Source organism: Paracoccus beibuensis, from assembly GCF_026162625.1.
GTDB classification, from domain to species: domain Bacteria; phylum Pseudomonadota; class Alphaproteobacteria; order Rhodobacterales; family Rhodobacteraceae; genus Paracoccus; species Paracoccus beibuensis.
This window is the reverse complement of sequence record NZ_JAOTBD010000008.1, coordinates 23,440-43,696: the sequence shown is the minus strand read 5'-3', so window position 1 is coordinate 43,696 and position 20,257 is coordinate 23,440. Positions and strand designations below refer to the sequence as shown.

Here is a 20,257-nt window from a genome sequence, read left to right as displayed (position 1 = left end):
AGCACGTTTCTTGCCAAGCTGGCTCCGGCTGCCCAGATAACCCGTCTAGAAGCCGTGCGCGCACGCGTCAAGAAACCCGAAGCCCCGTGAAGGACAACCATGCCCGAGCTGATTTTCCCCGGCCCCGAAGGCCGTCTCGAAGGCCGTTACCACCCCCAGCCCGGCAAGCCCGACGCCCCCATCGCCATCGTCCTGCATCCGCATCCGCAATATGGCGGGACGATGAACAACCGCGTTGTCTACAATTTGCATTACGCGTTCCACAAGATGGGCTTCACGGTGATGCGCTTCAACTTCCGGGGCGTGGGCCGCAGCCAGGGAGAGTTCGACCAGGGCATCGGCGAATTGTCGGATGCCGCATCCGCGCTGGACTACCTGCAGGCGATGAACCCCAACAGCAAGCACTGCTGGGTGGCGGGCTTCAGCTTCGGCGCCTGGATCGGCATGCAGCTGCTGATGCGCCGTCCCGAGATCACCGGCTTCATCAGCGTGGCGCCGCCCGCGAACATGTACGACTTCAGCTTTCTGGCGCCGTGCCCGTCATCCGGGCTGATCGTCAACGGCACCGCCGACCGCGTCGCGCCGCCCAAGGATACGCATACTCTGGTGGGCAAGCTGCGCGAGCAGAAGGGCATCACGATCACCCACGAGGAGATCGAGGGCGCGGACCACTTCTTCCGCGACGACGAGGCGCACATGAAGCCGATGATCGACATGGTGCAGGGCTATGTGCGCCGCCGCCTGACCGAATCCTCGCGCTGAGGCGACGGGTGGACGACCAGCGGGACCTGGACAGGCGCGTCGCCTTCCTATGCGAGGCCGATCGGCTGAAGTCGGTCGACCGCGCCAATGTCCTGATGGACCTGTCGCGGCCCGAGAACAGCGCCGAGCACAGCTGGCACGTCGCGCTCTATGCTCTCGTCTTCGGCGCCAGCGACCGCGCCATCGGGATGATCCTGCTGCACGACCTGGTCGAGATCGACGTGGGCGACCAGCCCATTCACCTCGATCACCACGCCACGGCCCTGGCCGCGGCAGAGGCGGCAGCCGCCAGCAGGATCTTCGGACTGTCGCCCGACGCCGACCTGCTTCTGCAGCTGTGGACCGAGTTCGAGGCCGGCCTGACCCCCGACGCCCGGGTGGCCAAGCGCATGGACCATGTCCAGCCGCTGTTCCAGGTGCTGCAGGCCGCCCGACCCCTGCCGGACCATGTCGAGATCGTCAGGGCGAACATCGACCGGGGACGTGCGGCGCGCCTGGCGCAGGAATGGCCCGAGGCCATTGCCGCCGCACGGGCGATGCTGGCGGGCCAGCCTGCCGCCACCGACGATCTTTCCCGCCGCCTGGCCTTCCTGGCCGAGGCGGACCAGCTGAAGTCCGTCTATCGCGCCAACACGCTTGTCAACGGCTCGCGCCGCGAGAACAGCGCCGAGCACAGCTGGCACCTTGCGCTCTATGCGCTGATCCTGGGGTGCGTGGCCGATGCCGATGTCGATCCGGCCCGGGTGATCCGGATGCTGCTGATCCACGATCTGGTCGAGATCGACGTGGGTGACGTGCCGCTGCATTCCGCCGCGGGGCAGGCGCACGGCTCGGTGGCGATCCAGGAGGCCGAGGCAATCGCCGCACGGCGCATCTTCGGCCTTTTGCCCCAGGCGCAGGCGCACGAGTTTCTGGCGCTGTGGTCCGAATTCGAGGCCGCGGCCAGTCCGGACGCGGTCTTCGCCAAGGCGCTGGATCGCTGTCAGCCGGCGATCCAGAACCTGCGCTCGGGGGGGTTGGGGTGGCGCGAATACCAGGTGACCTTTGACGATATCGCGACACGGGTCGGCGTAAAGGTGCATCTGGGGGCGCCGCGCCTCTGGCGCTGGCTCGAGGGCGGGCTGCGATCACATTTCGGTTGAAGGGCGCGCTGGACCGGCCTCTGGTGCCATCGCGATGGAACGACCTTAGGACTGACGGGTTGTGACGACATACACGACCCACAAGCAACTTGAGGAGGTTCCCATGACCTACAAGGCTTTCACGTCGCCCATCGGCCTGACCGCCGCCGCCGTCCTGTCGCTCAGCTCGGCCGCCTTCGGTCAGAACATGATCGCCGGGCAAGAGATCGAGCAGGGCGACCTGGCTGCGGTCACCGCGCATTGCGAGATGCTGGCCGGTGAAACCCCGACCACCGAGAATGCCGCAGACGGCAACTCCGGCAACATCGACGCCGAGGACAACCTGCCGGCCGGCGACATGGCTGAAGCGGAGGCGACCCCCGCGCCGATGGCCGCCGACGGCAATTCCGGCAACATCGACGCCGAAGACAATCTGCCCGAAGGCGACCAGGCCGAGGCAATGGCGACGCCAGCTCCGGTCGATGCCGAGGGCAACTCGGGCAACATCGATGCCGAGGACAACATGGTCAGCCTGAACCTGCAGGCGCTGACTCTGCAGGACTGCCAGGAAGCCGGCTTCGGCGCCTGACTTCGGGCAGGAACTGAAAAGAGGCCTCGGGACATGGTTCCGGGGCCTTCTTCATGTCGGCGGCGTGCCGGACGGCATGCCGTTGCATACAAACTTTCCATTTGGCCCGATTGCCGCTATAGCGGCAGGCGAAGCGAATCCAACGCCAGAGGGGTAACACATGTCGAAGATCAAGGTCGCCAATCCCGTCGTCGAACTCGACGGCGACGAGATGACGCGCATCATCTGGGACTTCATCAAGCAGAAGCTGATCCTGCCCTACCTGGACATCGACCTGAAATACTATGACCTGGGCATCGAGGAGCGTGACCGCACCGACGACCAGATCACCATCGACGCCGCCGAGGCGATCAAGCAGCATGGCGTCGGCGTCAAATGCGCAACCATCACCCCCGATGAAGCCCGCGTGGAAGAATTCGGCCTGAAGAAGATGTGGCGCAGCCCGAACGGCACGATCCGCAACATCCTGGGCGGCGTGATCTTCCGCGAGCCGATCATCTGCCAGAACGTGCCGCGGCTGGTGCCGGGCTGGACGCAGCCGATCATCGTGGGCCGCCATGCCTTCGGCGACCAGTACAAGGCGACCGACTTCCGCTTCCCCGGCAAGGGCAAGCTGACGATCAAGTTCGTGGGCGAGGACGGCGAGACGATCGAGCACGAGGTCTACGACGCGCCGTCGGCGGGCGTGGCCATGGCGATGTACAACCTGGACGATTCGATCCGCGATTTTGCCCGCGCCTCGATGAACTACGGCCTGTCGCGTGGCTATCCGGTGTATCTGTCGACCAAGAACACGATCCTCAAGGCCTATGACGGCCGCTTCAAGGACCTGTTCCAGGAGGTCTACGAGGCCGAGTTCGAGGACAAGTTCAAGAAGGCCGGCATCACCTACGAACACCGCCTGATCGACGACATGGTCGCGTCGGCGATGAAGTGGTCGGGCGGCTATGTCTGGGCCTGCAAGAACTACGACGGCGACGTCCAGTCGGACACCGTCGCGCAGGGCTTTGGCAGCCTTGGCCTGATGACCTCGGTGCTGATGACGCCGGACGGGAAGATCGTGGAATCCGAGGCCGCCCACGGCACCGTCACCCGCCACTATCGTGAGCATCAGAAGGGCAACGCCACCTCGACCAACTCGATCGCGTCGATCTTTGCCTGGACCGGCGGCCTGAAGCACCGCGCCAAGCTGGACGACAACGCGGCGCTGCTGAACTTCGCCGAAACGCTGGAGAAGGTCACCGTGCAGGCGGTCGAGGACGGCCACATGACCAAGGACCTGGCGCTGCTGGTCGGCCCGGACCAGAAGTGGCTGACCACCATGGGTTACCTGGAAAAGGTCGACGAGTACCTGAACAAGGCGCTGAACTGACAAGAAGGGGCCGGGTACTAGCCCGGCCCCTCGACCTTTCTGCCGCAAGATCGGCCGGCATCGTCTTCCTGCGCCGGCAAGGGCGCTGAGCGCGACGGGGCCGGCCCCCTTTCTTTGCCGCCCGACCTGCGCTATTGGCACCACATCCCCATGCAGGAGCCTCGCGATGAAAGCCGCCGTCGTCACCTTTCCCGGATCCAACTGCGACCGCGACCTTGCCGTCGCCCTGGCGCAGGCAGGCGCCGATGTCGTGCGCGTCTGGCACAAGGACCGGGAACTGCCGGAAGGGATCGATCTCGTCGGTGTACCGGGCGGGTTCTCCTATGGCGACTACCTGCGGTGCGGTGCGATTGCCGCGCAGTCGCCGATCTCGGGCGCGCTGAAGGCGCATGCCGGACGCGGCGGCTATGTTCTGGGGATCTGCAACGGCTTCCAGGTCCTGACGGAACTGGGCCTGCTGCCCGGCGCGCTGATGCGCAACGCCGGTCTGACCTTCGTCTGCCGGCAGGCGCCCCTGCGTGTCGCGACGGCTGACAGCGCCTTCACCCGCGGCTATGCCGCCGGTCAACAGATCATCGTACCGGTGGCCCATCACGACGGCAACTACCAGATCACCTCCGAGGGGCTGGCAGAGCTGCGCGACCAGGACCGGATCGCCTTTACCTATGATCCGGCCGTCAACGGCTCGGTCGACGCCATTGCCGGGGTGCTGTCGGCTAATCGCCGGGTGCTGGGCATGATGCCCCACCCCGAAAGGGCCGCAGATGCGGCGACCGGCTCGATCGACGGGCAGCGGTTGTTCACTGCCCTTGTGGACAGCCTGGCGCACGCCTGACTTGAGCCCGCGCAAGGTTCGCCCTAGATTGCGCCAGTCAATCGACACGGGCGGACCTTCACATGGTCAAGGACGATGACATCGACGACAGCGGGGACAGGCGCGCCAGACGGCGGCGGCTGACCAATCCGTGGTGGCTGCGTGCCGCCGTCGCGCTGATCTTCCTGACCGCCCTGGCGACCATCTGGACGACCAATGCGTGGCTCACGGCGCGCTTTTCGGAAAACACCCGGGTCCGGTCGGAACTGCGGCTGGCGCTCTATACCGGCAACCTGATGTCCGAGCTGCAGCGCAACTCGGTCGTGCCGCTGCTGCTGGCGCGCGATCCCTCGCTGATCGACGCGTTGAACGACAACGACTTCTCGACCACCTCCGCCCGACTGATGACCGCGCAGAAAGAGATCGGCGCCGCCTCGATCCGGCTTCTGGACGCGTCGGGGCGCGTGGTGGGGTCGACCGATCGCTATCAGATCGGCACCAACAGCGTCGCCACGCCCTTCTTTGTCGAGGCGCTGCGGTCTCGGGATACCGTCTTCACCGTCTCGGAACTCGACTCCGGGGCGCATGAGTTTGCCTATTCGCGCGCCATCGTCTCGGACGGCAAGACGCTTGGCGTCATCGTGGTCGGCGCGGACCTGACGCGGCTGGAGCGGTCTTGGGCCGGAATCTCGGACGCGGTCGCCGTGACCGACAGCGAGGGCACGATCATCCTGGCGACCGAGCCGCGCTGGCGTGGCCTGACCCTGCCAGAGGCGCTGGCGGTCCGGTCGGCCCCTTCGGCCATCCAGCGGGCCTTCCAGGTGACGGCCGACTGGACCTCGTCGGTCGCAGATGCCTATGTCCAGGGTCGCGCGGTCATGCAATCCGAGGCGCGTGTGCCTTTCCGCGGCTGGCAGATGATCAGCTTTACCGCATACAGCAGCGTCCGGGAGCGGGTGAACGCGATCCTTGCGCTGCAGATCATGGGCTTTGCGATCCTGCTGGCGGGCACCTTCTGGCTGCTGTCGCGCCGGGCGCGTATCCAGTCGCAGGCCTATATGCGCGAATCTGCCGACCTGCGGGCGCTGAACGCCCGCCTGACACGGGAAATAGCCGAACGCGAGCGGGTGCAGAAGGAACTGCGCGTGGCCGAACAGACCATGCAGCAGTCCTCGAAGCTGGCCGCTTTGGGCGAGATGTCGGCCGGGGTCAGCCACGAACTGAACCAGCCGCTGGCCGCGATGAAAACCTACCTGGCGGGTGCCCGGCTGCTCTTGCAGCGGGCACGACCCGAGGAGGCGCTGTCCAGCTTCCAGCGCATCGATGACCTGATCGACCGCATGGGCGCGATCACGCGTCAGCTGAAATCCTATGCCCGCAAGGGCGGCGAGGCGGTGGAACCCGTGGACCTGCGCGCCGCCGTCAGCAGCGCGCTGAGCATGATGGAACCGCAGCTGCGCACCCGGCCGATCCGCGTGACGCGCCAGGTCCCGCGCGAACGGGTGATGGTCATGGCCGACCGCATCCGGCTTGAACAGGTGCTGATCAACCTGCTGCGCAATGCGGTCGACGCCGTGAAGGACCGCCGCGACGCCTCGATCGAGATCGTGGCCGAGGCGGGGGCTCACGCCTATGTGTCCGTTCGCGATAACGGTCCGGGTGTCTCTGACCTGGAAAAGCTGTTTGAACCCTTCTGGACCACGAAGAAGCCCGGAGAGGGGACCGGCCTGGGGCTGGCGATCTCGTCCACGATCGTCGCCGATTTCGGCGGTCGTCTGACTGCCCATAATGAAACCGAAGGCGGCGCCGTGTTCCGTGTGGAACTGCCGCTTCATCGTCCCGGTCAGCCCCGCCAGGCGCTGGCCGCCGAATGACGCAACAGAGGATCAACGAATGTCCCGCAAGCTGAAGATCGCCATCGTGGATGACGAACCGGACATGCGCGAATCGATCAGCCAGTGGCTGGTCCTGTCCGGCTTCGAGACCGAGACCTTCGCCAGCGCCGAGGATGCGCTGAAGGTGATCGGTTCTGACTGGCCGGGCGTGGTCGTCAGCGACATCCGCATGCCGGGCATGGACGGGATGGCATTCCTCAAGCGGCTGATGGCGCTGGATTCGAGCCTTCCGGTCATCATGATCACCGGGCATGGAGACGTGCCCATGGCGGTCGAGGCGATGCGCGTCGGCGCGATGGACTTCATGGAAAAGCCGTTCAATCCCGACCGGATGACGGCGCTTGCCAAGAAGGCCACGCAGGCCCGGCGCATGACGCTGGACAACCGCGCCCTGCGCCGCGACCTGTCGGAAGGCCAGCAGGTCATGTCCAAGCTGATCGGCGCCAGCCCGGTGATGGAACGCCTGCGCGAGGATATCCTGGACCTGGGCCAGGCCGACGGCCACGTCCTGATCGACGGCGAGACGGGGACCGGCAAGACCCTCGTCGCCCACGCCCTGCACGCCGTCGGGCCGCGCGCCTCGAAGAAATTCGTGCCCGTGTCCTGCGCCGCCTATAACGACGAGGCGCTGACGGCGCGGCTGTTTGGGCCCCTGGAAGACGGCCTGCCGGCGCTGGAGGAGGCGCGGGCCGGAACGCTTTGCCTGGAAGACGTCGAAGCGCTGTCCGAACCGCTGCAGGCGCGCCTTCTGGCCTTCATCAGCGAACAGGGCACACCAGCCGAAACCCGGATCATCGCGATCTCGAATGCCCGGGGCGAGGGCCGCAAGGCCGAGGATTCGCTGCGCCCGGACCTGTTCTACCGCCTCTCGGCGCTGAAGATCACCCTGCCGCCGCTGCGCGCGCGGGGCGAGGACATCCTGGCGCTGTTCACCCGCATGACCGAGCAGTTCTCCGAGGAATACGGCTGCGAACCTCCTCAGGTCAGCGCGCAAGAGGCCGCGCAGCTGCTTCAGGCACCCTGGCCGGGCAACATCCGCCAGCTGATCAATGTCGCGGAACGCGCCGTCCTGCAGAACCGCCGTGGATCGGGATCGATCGCCTCGCTTCTGATGGCGGATGGCGAAGACAACCAGCAGGCCACCACGACCGAAGGCAAGCCGCTGAAGGAATATGTGGAAAGCTTCGAAAAGATGCTGATCGACAACACCATGCGCCGCCACAAGGGCAGCATCGCCAGCGTCATGGAAGAACTCTGCCTGCCCCGCCGCACCCTGAACGAGAAGATGGCGAAATACGGGCTGCAGCGCGGTGACTATCTCTAGGAAACTCGCGGTGCGGGTGGCGGGGGCGGAACCATCCGCCCCCTGCCTGGGCGGTCCCTGCGGTCATACCGGGGAAACGGGAAAACGCTTACACGACGGCAGGACTCGGCAACGGGTCACTCGGGAAAAGCCGCTCGACCCCGAGCGGCGACACTTGCAATCTGTGCCGGAGCCATCGGCCAGGCGACCCAGCAAAGGTTTGGCGGCGATGTTGCGCATGGCGCGACTTCCCTCCACTGCTGTGCCCGGCGGGCCCGTCAGGATTCGCGGCGCGGTTGGAGGCGCCGCTGATCCATGTCCATACAATAGTCTTCTCGGGCGCCGGAATCCAACTGTCCATTTGGGCAGGTTATAGGATTATCCCCCTGATTTACATAAGTTTATCTGCAGTCCGTGCAAAATGTCGGCTACGCGACAGTTTGCGGGATCGATCAGCCTGCGCCGGCATCTCTCTTGCACGGGAAGGCGGCAAGGATTAACCCACGGTCAGCATTGAAAAGGCACCCGATCATGACCGGACCGACCGACAAGACGCTTCATCCGCGCACCCAGGCCGTCCATCACGGCACCCGCCGCAGCCAGTACGGCGAGATGGCAGAGGCGATCTTCCTGACGCAGGGCTTCGTCTATGACAGCGCCGCGCAGGCCGAGGGTCGGTTCCAGTCGGTGGGGCCGGACGAGTTCATCTATGCCCGTTACGGCAACCCCACAAGCCGCATGTTCGAGGATCGTATCGCCGCGCTGGAAGGGACCGAGGACGCCTTCGCCACCGCCAGCGGCATGGCCGCCGTGAACGGCGCCATGTTCGCCATGTGCAAGCCCGGCGATCACGTCGTGGCGGCGCGGGCGCTGTTCGGGTCGTGCCTTTATGTGCTGGATCTGCTGGTCCGGTTCGGGGTCGAGGTCGATTATGTCGACGGCACCGATCTGGAGCAGTGGCGGGCCGCCATCCGCCCCGGAACTCGGGCGATCTTCTTCGAGAGCGTGTCGAACCCGACGCTGGAGGTTGTGGACCTGAAGGCCGTCGCCGACCTCGCCCATGCGGCGGGCGCGACCGTCGTGGTCGACAACGTCTTCGCGACACCGGTGTTTTCCAAGGCGGTCGAGCAGGGGGCGGATGTCGTCGTCTATTCGGCAACAAAGCATATCGACGGCGGCGGACGCGCGCTGGCGGGCGTCATCTGCGGCACCCGGCACTTCGTGCGCGAGGTGGCCGAGCCCTACCTGAAGCACACCGGCGGTGCGATCAGCCCGTTCCACGCCTGGATCATGTTGAACGGCCTGCAAACGATGGACCTGCGCGTGCGGGCGCAGGCTGACGCCGCAGCACATGTCGCGACGGCGCTGCAGGGGCATCCCGCATTGACGCGGGTCGTGTATCCGGGGCTGGCCGATCATCCGCAGCACGACCTGGCGATGCGGCAAATGGGATCGGGGGGCACGATGATCGCGCTCGAGGTCGACGGCGGCAAAGATGCTGCCTTCGCGGCGCTGGACCGGCTGCGGATCATCAAGATCTCGAACAACCTGGGCGATGCCAAATCCATCGTGACACATCCTGCCACCACCACGCATCAGCGCCTGTCGGATGCCGACAAGGCGCATCTGGGGATCACGCCGGGGCTTCTGCGGCTGTCCGTGGGGCTGGAGGATGCAGGCGACCTGATCGACGATCTGCGGCAGGCCTTGGTGAACTGAGGGCCTGGCAGGGGCAGAACCAACGGATGGGCTGACAAAAGGCGCTGCCGTCGCTATATCAGCCGCAACGAAGACGGAGGCCCCGATGACCGAAGCACGCCCCCTGATCCCCGCGTATCCGGCCCTGGCCAGGACCTATGACGCGGATTTCAAGGTCGATCCGGCCTATCGCGACACGCTGCCCGACCTTCAGAACGGCCCGGCCAGCCTGATCATCGGCGCCCGTGCGGCGATCCAGCATGTCGGGATTTCCAACTTCCGCCTGCCGATCCGCTACCTGACGCGGGCCGGCGGAGAGATCACGCTGGAAACAAGCGTCACCGGCACCGTCAGCCTGGAGGCCGACCGCAAGGGCATCAACATGAGCCGCATCATGCGGTCCTTCTATGCCCATTCGGAACACCAGTTCAGCCTGTCGGTGCTTGAGGCCGCCATCGAGGACTACAAGTCGGACCTGGATGCGCTGGATGCGCGGATCCAGATGCGGTTTTCCTATCCGATGAGGGTGGCGTCCATGCGATCTGGTCTTTCGGGCTGGCAATATTACGACATCGCCGAAGAACTGATCGAGCGGCAGGGCAGCCGCCTGCGGGTGATGCACCTGGACTATGTCTATTCCTCGACCTGCCCCTGCTCCCTGGAACTGTCCGAACACGCGCGCGAAACGCGGTCGCGGCTGGCGACGCCGCATTCGCAGCGGTCGATCGCGCGGCTGTCGATGGTGATGCAGGGCGCCGAGCGCCTGTGGTTCGAGGATGTGATCGAAATGTGCCGTCGAGCGGTCCCCACCGAAACCCAGGTCATGGTCAAGCGCGAGGACGAACAGGCCTTTGCCGAACTGAACGCGGCGCACCCGATCTTTGTCGAGGACGCCGTGCGCGCCTTCGCGGCCGAGCTGATCGCCGACCCGCGCGTGGGCGATTTCCGCGTGCTGGCCAGCCACCAGGAATCGCTGCATTCCCATGACGCGGTCAGCCTGCTGACCAGCGGGCCGACCTTCGCGCAGAACTCTCTGGACCCCGGCACCTTCGCAGGACTGCGGGCCTGACTTCATCCCGCGCCGGGACGTGTTCTTAGGACCGATGTAATTTGACAGTCGCAACGGGAACGGAAAGGGAACATCAGGCTTTCCTTGCGGCTGCCGCGGGCCTATGTTTGCCACATGGACCAATTCGACGATTCCGATGATCTTGCGGCGGTGCCGCTGTCGCACCGCGCCATGGCCGCGCGGCCTGCGCCCTATCTGGATGGGCTGAACGTTGCACAGCGCGCGGCGGTCGAGATGCTGGACGGGCCGGTGCTGATGCTGGCGGGTGCCGGAACCGGCAAGACTCGGGCGCTGACGACGCGGATCGCGCATCTGCTGATGCTGGGCAAGGCGCGGCCGGGACAGATGCTTGCGGTGACCTTCACCAACAAGGCCGCCCGCGAAATGAAGGAGCGGGTCGCCCGCCTGCTGGGCGAGATGGTCGAGGGGATGCCCTGGCTGGGGACGTTCCACAGCATCAGCGTCAAGATCCTGCGGCGCCATGCCGAACTGATCGGCAATGGCAGCCTGCACCTGAAGCCCAGCTTCACCATCCTGGACACGGACGACCAGATCCGCCTGCTGAAGCAGTTGATCGCGGCCGAGAACATCGACGAGAAGCGCTGGCCCGCCCGACAGCTGGCGCATCTGATCGACGGCTGGAAGAACCGCTGCCTGACCCCCGCGAACCTGCCGCGCGGTGAGGGCGAGACCTTCGACGGCTATGGCGGCAAGCTGTATGCCGCCTATCAGGAACGGCTGCTGACGCTGAATGCCGTCGATTTCGGCGACCTCTTGATGCATTGCGTGACGCTGTTCCAGGCGCATCCCGACGTGCTGCGCCAGTGGCAGGACCGCTTCCGGTACATTCTGGTGGACGAATACCAGGATACCAACGTCGCGCAGTACATGTGGCTGCGGCTTCTGGCGCAGGCGCACCGGAACATCTGTTGCGTGGGCGACGACGACCAGTCGATCTATGGCTGGCGCGGTGCCGAGGTGGGCAACATCCTGCGCTTCGAAAAGGATTTCCCGGGGGCGGAGGTCATCCGGCTGGAGCAGAACTACCGCTCGACCCCGCAGATTCTGGGGGCGGCCTCGGGGCTGATTGCGGCCAACCGGGGGCGGCTCGGCAAGACGCTGTGGACCGATGCCGAGGAGGGCGAGAAGGTCCGCCTGATCGGGCACTGGGACAGCGAGGCCGAGGCCCGCTGGATCGGCGAGGAGATCGAGGCATTCCAGGGCGGCCATCGGGCTGCCCTTGGCCGGGTCAGCCTGAACGACATGGCGATTCTTGTGCGGGCGTCCCACCAGATGCGGGCCTTCGAAGACCGCTTCATGACCATCGGCCTGCCCTATCGCGTGATCGGCGGCCCGCGTTTCTATGAACGGCAAGAGATCCGCGACGCAATGGCCTATTTCCGGCTGGTCGTGTCGCCCGACGACGACCTGGCGTTCGAGCGGATCGTGAACACGCCCAAGCGCGGACTTGGCGACAAGGCCCTGCAGACGCTTCAGGCGGCAGCGCGGCAGAACGGCGTCAGCCTGCTGGAAGGCGCGAAGATCGCCGTCGAGGAGGGTCATCTGGGCGGCAAGGGGCTGGCCAACCTGCGCGCCTTCGTGGCGCTGATCGGGCGCAGCCACGGCGACGTTCTGGACGGGCGCAGCCATATCGAACTGGCCGAACGCCTGCTGGACGAATCGGGCTATACCGCCATGTGGCAGAACGACAAGTCGCCCGACGCGCCGGGCCGGCTGGACAACCTCAAGGAACTCGTGAAGGCGCTGGAGGAGTTCGAGAACCTGCAGGGGTTCCTGGAGCACGTGGCGCTGGTCATGGACCGCGACGACGGCGAGCAGGCCGAACAGGTCAGCATCATGACCCTGCACGGCGCCAAGGGGCTCGAATTCCCGGTCGTCTTCCTGCCGGGGTGGGAGGACGGTCTGTTCCCCAACCAGCGCGCGATGGACGAACAGGGCACCAAGGGCCTGGAGGAGGAGCGGCGGCTGGCCTATGTCGGCATCACCCGCGCGGAACGCCTTGCGACGATCAGCTTTGCCGGAAACCGCCGCATGTATGGCCAGTGGCAATCCAGCCTGCCCTCGCGCTTCGTCGACGAACTGCCCGAGGAGCATGTCGAGGTGCTGACCCCGCCCGGCCTTTATGGCGGCGGATACGGCGCGGCGATGGCGTCGGCCGGGAACACGCGCATGGACGAACGGGTGGCGAAGGCCGATGTCTATAATTCGCCCGGCTGGAAGCGGATGCAGGCGCGGGCGGCGGATCGCCGCGGGCCGGTGCATCGCACCCCGATCACCATCGACGCGGCCCCGGCCAGCCGCTTCAGCGTAGGCGACCGCGTGAGCCACGCCAAGTTCGGCGAGGGTCAGATCATGGGCATCGCCGAAGACACGTTGACCGTGCAGTTCGACACCGGCTTCAAGAACATCAAGGCGGCCTATGTCCAGCCGGCGGGCGGGGACGACGACGTCCCGTTCTGACGCAGCCGCGACGGGCGGTTGCCGCGCTTGCGGATGCGGCCGAGGGCCTGGCCGTATTCCAGGTCCATGTCAAGGGTCGGATGCTCCTCTGCCAGTCGCAGCAGGCGGAAATGGATCCGGGCGACGCGCTCGTAATAGTCGACGAAGGCATAGTTGATCGCCGCGCCGGTGGCCGCGCCAAGGACAGGCACCGCCTGCGCGCCCAGCTTGGCCGTCAACCGTCCCGCAAACGCCCCCGCAAAGCGCGAGATCAGGGCCGACACGGTTTGGCCGTTTGTCAGCAGGCGGTTGGCCAGGAAGGACTTGGCGGCGGCGTCGCCGTCCTCTCCGGGTTCGCCGAACTGGAAGACGGCCAGGCATTCCAGCCGGACCGACGGATCGATCGTGTCGAAGCCGTGCTGGCGGGCAACCTTCTGGATGGCGTTGAAGATCACCGTGGTCGAGGCCACCAGGTCGGGGACGATGCCGACCAGGCCAAACCAGCCGCCGGTCGCGCCGGACAGCACCGCCGCCGCGCGATTCGCGATCAGCGGCGCGTCGCGTACCACGCTGATGCTGTCGCCGCGCCCCGACAGGTCATAGAGCTGCCGGAACGCCGTCTCCAGCACCTTTTCCAGCCCCACCGGAGACATGCCCATGACGGTCGTCGCCGCGCCCTCGGTCAGGCGGCCGATGGCCTCGACCCCGCGCATCAGCATTCCGCGGCTGCCGATCTGGCTGGCGGCCAGCCGGTCCAGTTCGGCGTGAAGGTCAAGGCGGGGATCGGCGGGCAGGGTCATGGCGGCTCCTTCGGGCGGGTTCCGGACCGGGAACGCAGCGCAGGGACGCAGGGTTGCACGGCTGGCGACGCTACGGGACGGCTGGCCCCTCCCGCGCGGCGCGTGCTAGCCTGCGGCCGGATGACAACAGGGGCGCGTCGAGGTGGCACTGATCCGGCTGTGGCTGATCGTCTTCGCACTTCAGCTTGCGCTTTACCTGGGCCTGCGGATCAGCATCCGCCTGCGCCAGGTCCGGCGGCTGGAGGCGCGATGGGACAGCCGCCATTCGGGGCAGGGCGACACGCCGGCGCGCCGGGCTTTCGTGGCGCGGGGCACGGCCGGGTTCGGGCGCAGCCTGCAGGTGCGCCTCGCGGCCCTGGTCTTCGTGTTGCCGACGCTTGCCATCCTTGGCATCGTCGTCCTGGTCAACTGGCAATAGGAGCTGCCGCACCATGTATTACGCCCGCGTCGTCATCGGCGTCCTGTTCGGGATCCTGGTCTTCGGGTTGCTGGACTATACGCTGCCGTCCAAGAACACGGTGCGGATCAGCAACACCTATAACCGACTGACCTCGATTCCGCCTTCGGCCACGATCTTCTGGGCCGCCGAAAGCACCGGCACGGTCGAAAACACGCGGGGCCAGCGCGACGTGCGCTTCATCGACACGGTGCGCCCCAACGGCCGCGTCTTCGTCTATCGCAACGAGGATACGGGCTGGGTCTGGCCGCCCTACTTCAAGTACGACAGCGCCAACCTGCATGCCGAGGCGACGAACCTGCAGTCGACGTCGCGCGATCCGATCTGGGTCAGCATCACCGCTTATGGCTGGCGGATGCCGTGGCTGTCGACCTATCCGAACGCGATCTCGATCAACACCGTCGCCGCACCCGATGTGCGCCCGGTGAACTGGCCCGCCATGCTGGTCTGCATTGTGCTTCTGGCGATCCTGGGCCTTGTCTGGCGGCTTTTGGCGCAGCTGAGCGGGCGCATCGGAAGGGGCAAGGCATGAGCAATCCTGGCACCGATCTTCACCTGGACTGGTTCAGCGGAATCAGGATCAACACCCCCGCGGTCGAGCGGCGGGCCGCGACATTGCCAACGCGGCGCAGCCTGAAGAAGGACCACCAGGCGGCCTGGCTTCTGAACGCGGTGCGCTGCATCGACCTGACCACGCTGGCGGGCGACGACACGCCCGACCGCGTGGCCCGCCTGTGTGCCAAGGCGCGCCAGCCCATCGCCGCCGACCTGCTGGAGGCCGTGGGCGTGACCGGGCTGACCACCGGCGCGGTCTGCGTCTATCCGACGATGGTCGCGCCGGCAAAGCGCGCCCTTGGCAACAGCGGCATCCCGGTGGCCAGCGTGGCGACGGGTTTCCCCGCCGGCCTGATGCCCCTGGAGCTGCGCCTGGCCGAGATCCGCTATGCCGTCGACCAGGGCGCGGACGAGATCGACATCGTCATCACCCGCGCCCATGTGCTGCAGGGCAACTGGACGGCGCTGTATGATGAGCTGCGCGCGATGCGCGAGGCCTGCGGGGCGGCGCGGATGAAGGCGATCCTGGCCACGGGCGACCTGAAGTCGCTGGAAAACGTCGCCAAGGCTAGCCATGTCGCGATGCAGGCGGGCTCGGACTGGATCAAGACCTCGACGGGGAAAGAGGGCGTGAACGCCACTCTGCCGGTCAGCCTGGTGATGGTCCGCACCATCCGCGATCACCACGCCCGCACCGGCATCAAGGTCGGCTTCAAGCCGGCAGGCGGCCTGCGCACCGCCAGGGACGCGATCAGCTGGCAGGTGCTGATGGCCGAGGAACTGGGCCGCGATTGGCTGGCACCCGACCTCTTCCGCATCGGCGCCTCCAGCCTTCTGGGCGATATTGAACGCCAGATCAGCCACCACGTCACGGGCCGCTACGCCGCCGCCCATCGCCAAGCGATTGCCTGAGGACCCGATGACCCAAGTGAGCGAGATCATGCAGACGATGGACTACGGCCCCTCGACCGAGGACAGCACCGCCGCCCACAACTGGCTGGTGTGCCGCGGCAGCTTCGGCCACTTCATCAACGGCGCATTCACCGCACCGGGTGAAACGTTCGAGACCCGCGACCCGTCGACCGGTGAGGTGCTGGCGCAGGTCTCGCAGGGGTCGGACGCCGACATAGCCGCAGCAGTCAAAGCAGCGCGCGAGGCGCAAGTGGGCTGGGCGGCCCTGTCCGGCACCGAACGGGCGAAGTACCTCTATGCGCTTGCGCGGCATGTGCAGAAGCGCGAGCGTTTCCTGTCGGTGCTGGAGACGCTGGACAACGGCAAGCCGATCCGCGAGGCGCGCGACATCGACGTGCCGTTGGTCGCGCGGCACCTCTATCACCACGCGGGCTGGGCCGAATTGCGCGACACGCGCTTTCTCAGCCACGCGCCGCTTGGCGTCTGCGGCCAGATCATCCCGTGGAACTTCCCGCTGCTGATGCTGGCCTGGAAGATCGCGCCCGCGCTGGCGGCGGGCAACACGGTGGTGCTGAAGCCTGCGGAATACACGCCTCTGACGGCCCTGGCCTTCGCCGAGATATGTCAGGAGGTCGGCCTGCCGGCGGGCGTCGTGAACATCGTGACCGGCGACGGTGCGACGGGTGCGGCGCTGGTCGCTTCGGACGTCGACAAGATCGCCTTCACCGGCTCGACAGAGGTCGGGCGCGGCATCGCGGCCGCTTTGGCGGGCACGGGGCGGAAACTGACGCTGGAACTGGGCGGCAAGTCGCCATTCGTCGTGATGGAGGACGCCGATCTGGACGCCGCCGTCGAAGGCGTCGTCGACAGCATCTGGTTCAACCAGGGGCAAGTCTGCTGCGCCGGATCGCGCATTCTGGTGGCCGAATCCGTGGCCGAGCGGTTCGAGACACTGCTGCGCGTCCGGATGGCCCGGCTGCGCGTCGGCGCGCCGCTGGACAAGTCCACCGACATCGGCGCCATCGTCGATCCGGTGCAGAAGGCGCGCATCCTGTCCATCTGCCGCGCCGCGACCGAGGCGGGGGCCGAACTGGTCGGCGGTCAGCCGCAAGAGGGCTGCTTCATCGCACCCGGCTATCTGCGAAACATCGCCCCTGCCAATCCGGGAATGAGCCACGAAATCTTCGGCCCCATCGCGACGCTGTCGACCTTCCGCACGGCGGATGAGGCGGTCGAGCTGGCGAACAACACCCGCTACGGCCTTGCCGGATCAGTCTGGTCGGAAAGCGCGACGGTCGCCACCGACCTCGCCGCGCGGATCAAGGCCGGGGTGGTCTGGATCAACGGCGCCAACATGTTCGACGCCGCCGCGCCCTTCGGCGGCTATCGCGAAAGCGGATATGGCCGCGAGGGGGGCGCCGCGGGCATGCTCGACTATCTGGCCGAACCGTTGGTCAAAGCAGCGCCAGAGGCCGCACCCAAGTCCCCCGTTGCCGTGACCGAGGGGACAGGCCCGGCAGGGCAGGGCATCGACCGCACGGCCAAGCTCTATTATGGGGGGGCGCAGAAGCGGCCTGATGCGGGGGCGATGTATGCGGTGCCGGGCGGGCTGGCGCCTTTGGGCAGCCGCAAGGACATCCGGAACGCCGTCGAAGCGGCCACCAAGGCCGGCAAATGGGCCGCGATGGGCGGCCATGCCCGGGCGCAGGTTCTGTTCTACGTCGCCGAGAACCTCTCGGCGCGCGCGGCCGAATTCGCCGCCCGCACCAGCGGGGCCGAGGTCGAGGCCGCCATCGCCCGCGCGTTCCACTATGCCGCATGGGCGGACAAGTTCGACGGTGCGACCGTCCAGGCCAAGCCCGGCCACCTGGTGACCGTGATCCCCGAGCCGATGGGCGTGGTCGGCATCGCCTGCCCGAATTCGCAGCCGCTGGCGGGTTTCCTGTCGCTGGTCCTGCCGGCGATTGCCATGGGCAACGCGGTCGTGGCGATCCCGGCGCAGGACGATCCGCTGGCGGTGACGGACCTCTACCAGGTCTTCGACACGTCGGACCTGCCGGGCGGCGTGGTCAACATCGTCACAGGTCCGCGTGCCGATCTGGCCGTCCACCTTGCTGCCCATGACGAGGTCGCGGGATTCTGGCACGCGGGCGACCCGCAGGAGTTGGCGGCCATCGGCCGCGCCGGCACGGGCAACCTCAAGCCGGTCTGGGCCGTTCCTTCGCGCGACTGGACGGGCCCGCAGGCGCAGGGCGAGGTCTTCCTGCGCCATGCCACGCGCACAAAGACGATCTGGCTGCCCTACGGTGCCCTGCCGGCGGGCAGCGGCAGCGCAGCCTATTGACGTGATGAGGGGGGCGCTTGCGCCCCCTCGATGATCGCTCCGGCAGGCGGGTCACCGCCCGCGGATTCGCGGGTCCATCGCGTCGCGCAGCCCGTCGCCGATATAGTTCACGCAGAGCACGGTCAGCGAGATCAGAACGCCGGGAAAGATTACCCGCCACGGATAAAGCACCATCTGATCCACCGCGTCATAGAGCAGCCGCCCCCAGGTCGGGAAATCTGGCGGAAAGCCAAGCCCGAGGAAGCTGAGCGCGGACTCGGTGATGATCGCGGTGGCGATACCGAGCGTCGCTGCGACCATGATCGGCGACAGGACGTTCGGCAGGATGTGGCGCAGGATCATCCGGTGCGACGGTGTCCCGATGGACCGGGCGGCGAGGATGAACTCTCGCTCCTTCAGGCCAAGAACCTCGCCGCGGACGATGCGGGCGGCCTGCATCCAGCTGGTTGCGCCGATCGCGCCGACGATCAGGAAGAATATCCCCAAGGCCGGACCGAAGGTCTGGGACAGCGGTTCGCGGAACAGCGTCACCATCAGCAGCAGAAGGGGCAGAAGGGGCAGGGCCAGGAACAGCTCGGTCAGGCGCATCAGGGGGGCGTCGAGCCGGCGGAAATAGCCCGACATCACGCCGATCAGGCTGCCGATGAAGATCGCGATGATCATCGCGGTCAGCCCCACGGCGATGGAGACCTGCCCCCCCGCCATCAGCCGCGCCAGCAGGTCGCGGCCCAGCTGGTCGGTTCCCAGGGGATGGGCCACCGAGAAGCCCGAGTTGCGCGCGCGGATGTCCACATAGGTCGGATCGATCGTCCAGATCAGCGGCCCCACCGACACGAAGAGGATGATGGACACGAAGATCACCAGCCCCACCATCGCACCACGATGGCTGCGGAACTGGCGCCAGACGTCCAGCCACTGGCTGCGGGTGGCGACCTCGGCCTGCGGCGGAACGATGGGCGGGCTGATCCCTTCCGGCGTGGCGGCATTGCCGGCGGCGGCGCGCAGCGGATCGGTGTCGGTGCGGGTCGTGTCAGTCATAGCGGATCCTCGGGTCCAGCACCCCGTAGAGGATGTCTGCAACAAGCGTGAAGACGACGATCAGGATCGCGAAAATGAAGGTCAGCGTCAGCACCATCGGGATGTCGTTGCCATGGATGGCCGAGATCAGCAGCTGGCCCAGCCCGTTCACCTTGAACACCTGTTCGGTGATGATGGCCCCGCCGAAGACCGCCGGAAGGCCAAGCGCAATGACGGTGACGACCGGGATCAGGCTGTTCCTCAGCACGTGCTTCAGCACGACGACACGTTCCGACAGACCCTTGGCGCGGGCGGTGCGAACATAGTCCTGGCCCAGGTTGTCCAGCATCGAGGACCGCATGAAGCGGCTGATCTGCGCCGCGTTGTAAAGGGCCAGCACTGTCACCGGCATCACCATCTGGCGCGCCTGCTGCAGGAAGCTGTCCCAGTCCCTCACCTCCAGCGTGGTGTCATAGACCGACGGGAACCACTGGAGGTTCACGGCGAAGATGATGATCAGCACGACACCGGTGAAGAAGGTCGGCATGGAAAAACCGATCATAGACACGAAGGTGCCGATCTGGTCGAACCAGCTGTACTGGCGATAGGCCGACAGGATGCCGATGGGGATCGCGATCAGGACGCCGACGACATAGGACATGCCGACCACCGTCAGGGTCTGCGGCACGCGCTGCGCGATCACGTCGAAGACCGGGCTGCGCGACTGGAAGCTGATGATGCGCTGCATCCCCTCGCTGAAGGATGTCCCGAAGACTTGGTCGGTCCAGTGGAGCGGCTCGACCCAGAAGAACTGCTTCAGCCACAGGATATAGCGGATGGGCCAGGGATCGCCCAGGCCAAGCGCCTCGCGCATGCGCTCGCGCACCTCGGGGGGAACGGTCAGGGGCACGTCGGCCAGCGGGTCGCCGGGCGAGGCTTCCAGAAGCAGGAAGATCACCAGCGAGATGAACAGCAATGTCGGGATTGCCAGCAGCAGCCGACGGATGGTGAAACTCAGCATGTCGCCTCGATCCGATAGGGTGTCCACGCGCCCCTCTGGATGTTGCTGGCGCGGGATCGCGAAGAGGG

General features: G+C 66.5%; 17 protein-coding genes. 14 read left to right on the top strand and 3 right to left on the bottom strand.

All coding sequences use genetic code 11. From position 1 onward, the window contains the following. Positions 1-99: 99 nt before the first annotated feature. The 10 genes from OC159_RS07590 (at position 100) to OC159_RS07545 (ending at position 13,104) form a co-directional block, all read left to right on the top strand. Positions 100-762 carry an alpha/beta hydrolase gene (locus OC159_RS07590; RefSeq protein ID WP_265500552.1) on the top strand — a complete coding sequence of 221 codons (663 nt, stop codon included), beginning with the start codon at positions 100-102 and terminating at the stop codon, positions 760-762. A gap of 8 nt (positions 763-770) precedes the next feature. Then, a complete protein-coding gene (locus tag OC159_RS07585; protein WP_265500551.1) occupies positions 771-1,904 on the top strand; it encodes an HD domain-containing protein in 1,134 nt (377 codons plus the stop codon). Positions 1,905-2,007: 103 nt separating this feature from the next. Beyond that, positions 2,008-2,472: a hypothetical protein gene (locus OC159_RS07580; protein ID WP_265500550.1), complete on the top strand. Its 465-nt coding sequence runs from the start codon at positions 2,008-2,010 to the stop codon at positions 2,470-2,472. Between the two features lie 160 nt (positions 2,473-2,632). Beyond that, positions 2,633-3,844, top strand: coding sequence for an NADP-dependent isocitrate dehydrogenase (locus tag OC159_RS07575; RefSeq protein WP_265500549.1), 1,212 nt, complete (start codon positions 2,633-2,635; stop codon positions 3,842-3,844). Positions 3,845-4,010: 166 nt separating this feature from the next. Continuing rightward, complete coding sequence (gene purQ / locus OC159_RS07570; protein ID WP_265500548.1) at positions 4,011-4,679, top strand: phosphoribosylformylglycinamidine synthase subunit PurQ; 669 nt, start codon at positions 4,011-4,013, stop codon at positions 4,677-4,679. A 62-nt stretch (positions 4,680-4,741) separates the two neighbouring features. Next, a complete protein-coding gene (locus OC159_RS07565; protein ID WP_265500547.1) occupies positions 4,742-6,532 on the top strand; it encodes a sensor histidine kinase in 1,791 nt (596 codons plus the stop codon). A 19-nt stretch (positions 6,533-6,551) separates the two neighbouring features. Beyond that, entirely contained in the window at positions 6,552-7,877 is a 1,326-nt protein-coding gene (locus OC159_RS07560; protein WP_265500546.1) for a sigma-54-dependent transcriptional regulator, read from the top strand. A 510-nt stretch (positions 7,878-8,387) separates the two neighbouring features. Then, complete coding sequence (metZ, locus tag OC159_RS07555) at positions 8,388-9,575, top strand: O-succinylhomoserine sulfhydrylase (RefSeq protein ID WP_265500545.1); 1,188 nt, start codon at positions 8,388-8,390, stop codon at positions 9,573-9,575. An 85-nt stretch (positions 9,576-9,660) separates the two neighbouring features. Next, entirely contained in the window at positions 9,661-10,623 is a 963-nt protein-coding gene (gene folE2 / locus OC159_RS07550) for a GTP cyclohydrolase FolE2 (protein WP_265500544.1), read from the top strand. A gap of 114 nt (positions 10,624-10,737) precedes the next feature. Beyond that, positions 10,738-13,104, top strand: a complete 2,367-nt coding sequence (locus tag OC159_RS07545; protein WP_265500543.1) for an ATP-dependent helicase — start codon at positions 10,738-10,740, stop codon at positions 13,102-13,104. On the opposite strand, the gene OC159_RS07540 is transcribed toward OC159_RS07545, so the two are convergent. Further along, positions 13,062-13,883 (bottom strand): EcsC family protein, encoded by an 822-nt coding sequence (locus OC159_RS07540; RefSeq protein WP_265500542.1) that lies wholly within the window; start codon positions 13,881-13,883, stop codon positions 13,062-13,064. The two genes, OC159_RS07545 and OC159_RS07540, sit on opposite strands and share 43 nt — an antisense overlap. Before the next feature lie 142 nt (positions 13,884-14,025). On the opposite strand from OC159_RS07540, the gene OC159_RS07535 reads away from it, so the two are divergent. Genes OC159_RS07535 through OC159_RS07520 form a run of 4 tightly spaced genes read left to right on the top strand, consistent with a single transcriptional unit; the run spans position 14,026 to position 18,151 of the window. Continuing rightward, positions 14,026-14,301, top strand: coding sequence for a hypothetical protein (locus OC159_RS07535; RefSeq protein WP_265500541.1), 276 nt, complete (start codon positions 14,026-14,028; stop codon positions 14,299-14,301). Positions 14,302-14,314: 13 nt separating this feature from the next. Then, entirely contained in the window at positions 14,315-14,872 is a 558-nt protein-coding gene (locus OC159_RS07530) for a DUF1523 family protein (RefSeq protein ID WP_265500540.1), read from the top strand. Continuing rightward, complete coding sequence (gene deoC, locus OC159_RS07525) at positions 14,869-15,807, top strand: deoxyribose-phosphate aldolase (RefSeq protein WP_265500539.1); 939 nt, start codon at positions 14,869-14,871, stop codon at positions 15,805-15,807. The genes OC159_RS07530 and deoC overlap by 4 nt, the downstream gene beginning before the upstream one ends. A gap of 7 nt (positions 15,808-15,814) precedes the next feature. Then, positions 15,815-18,151 carry an aldehyde dehydrogenase family protein gene (locus tag OC159_RS07520; protein WP_265500538.1) on the top strand — a complete coding sequence of 779 codons (2,337 nt, stop codon included), beginning with the start codon at positions 15,815-15,817 and terminating at the stop codon, positions 18,149-18,151. 51 nt (positions 18,152-18,202) lie between these two features. Here OC159_RS07520 and OC159_RS07515 read toward each other — a convergent pair whose 3' ends face one another. Together OC159_RS07515 and OC159_RS07510 are read right to left on the bottom strand one after the other, a co-directional pair. Next, positions 18,203-19,189 (bottom strand): ABC transporter permease, encoded by a 987-nt coding sequence (locus OC159_RS07515; RefSeq protein WP_265500537.1) that lies wholly within the window; start codon positions 19,187-19,189, stop codon positions 18,203-18,205. Continuing rightward, positions 19,182-20,189: an ABC transporter permease gene (locus OC159_RS07510; protein WP_265500536.1), complete on the bottom strand. Its 1,008-nt coding sequence runs from the start codon at positions 20,187-20,189 to the stop codon at positions 19,182-19,184. Before OC159_RS07510 ends, OC159_RS07515 begins: the two co-directional genes overlap by 8 nt. Positions 20,190-20,257 lie beyond the last annotated feature (68 nt).

Coding starts and splice junctions, on each gene's coding strand:
- OC159_RS07590 (WP_265500552.1), top strand. CDS start 100: ATGCCCGAGCTGATTTTCCCCGGCCCCGAAGGCCGTCTCGAAGGCCGT.
- OC159_RS07580 (WP_265500550.1), top strand. CDS start 2,008: ATGACCTACAAGGCTTTCACGTCGCCCATCGGCCTGACCGCCGCCGCC.
- OC159_RS07575 (WP_265500549.1), top strand. CDS start 2,633: ATGTCGAAGATCAAGGTCGCCAATCCCGTCGTCGAACTCGACGGCGAC.
- purQ (WP_265500548.1), top strand. CDS start 4,011: ATGAAAGCCGCCGTCGTCACCTTTCCCGGATCCAACTGCGACCGCGAC.
- OC159_RS07565 (WP_265500547.1), top strand. CDS start 4,742: ATGGTCAAGGACGATGACATCGACGACAGCGGGGACAGGCGCGCCAGA.
- OC159_RS07560 (WP_265500546.1), top strand. CDS start 6,552: ATGTCCCGCAAGCTGAAGATCGCCATCGTGGATGACGAACCGGACATG.
- metZ (WP_265500545.1), top strand. CDS start 8,388: ATGACCGGACCGACCGACAAGACGCTTCATCCGCGCACCCAGGCCGTC.
- folE2 (WP_265500544.1), top strand. CDS start 9,661: ATGACCGAAGCACGCCCCCTGATCCCCGCGTATCCGGCCCTGGCCAGG.
- OC159_RS07545 (WP_265500543.1), top strand. CDS start 10,738: ATGGACCAATTCGACGATTCCGATGATCTTGCGGCGGTGCCGCTGTCG.
- OC159_RS07540 (WP_265500542.1), bottom strand. CDS start 13,883: ATGACCCTGCCCGCCGATCCCCGCCTTGACCTTCACGCCGAACTGGAC.
- OC159_RS07530 (WP_265500540.1), top strand. CDS start 14,315: ATGTATTACGCCCGCGTCGTCATCGGCGTCCTGTTCGGGATCCTGGTC.
- deoC (WP_265500539.1), top strand. CDS start 14,869: ATGAGCAATCCTGGCACCGATCTTCACCTGGACTGGTTCAGCGGAATC.
- OC159_RS07520 (WP_265500538.1), top strand. CDS start 15,815: ATGACCCAAGTGAGCGAGATCATGCAGACGATGGACTACGGCCCCTCG.
- OC159_RS07515 (WP_265500537.1), bottom strand. CDS start 19,189: ATGACTGACACGACCCGCACCGACACCGATCCGCTGCGCGCCGCCGCC.
- OC159_RS07510 (WP_265500536.1), bottom strand. CDS start 20,189: ATGCTGAGTTTCACCATCCGTCGGCTGCTGCTGGCAATCCCGACATTG.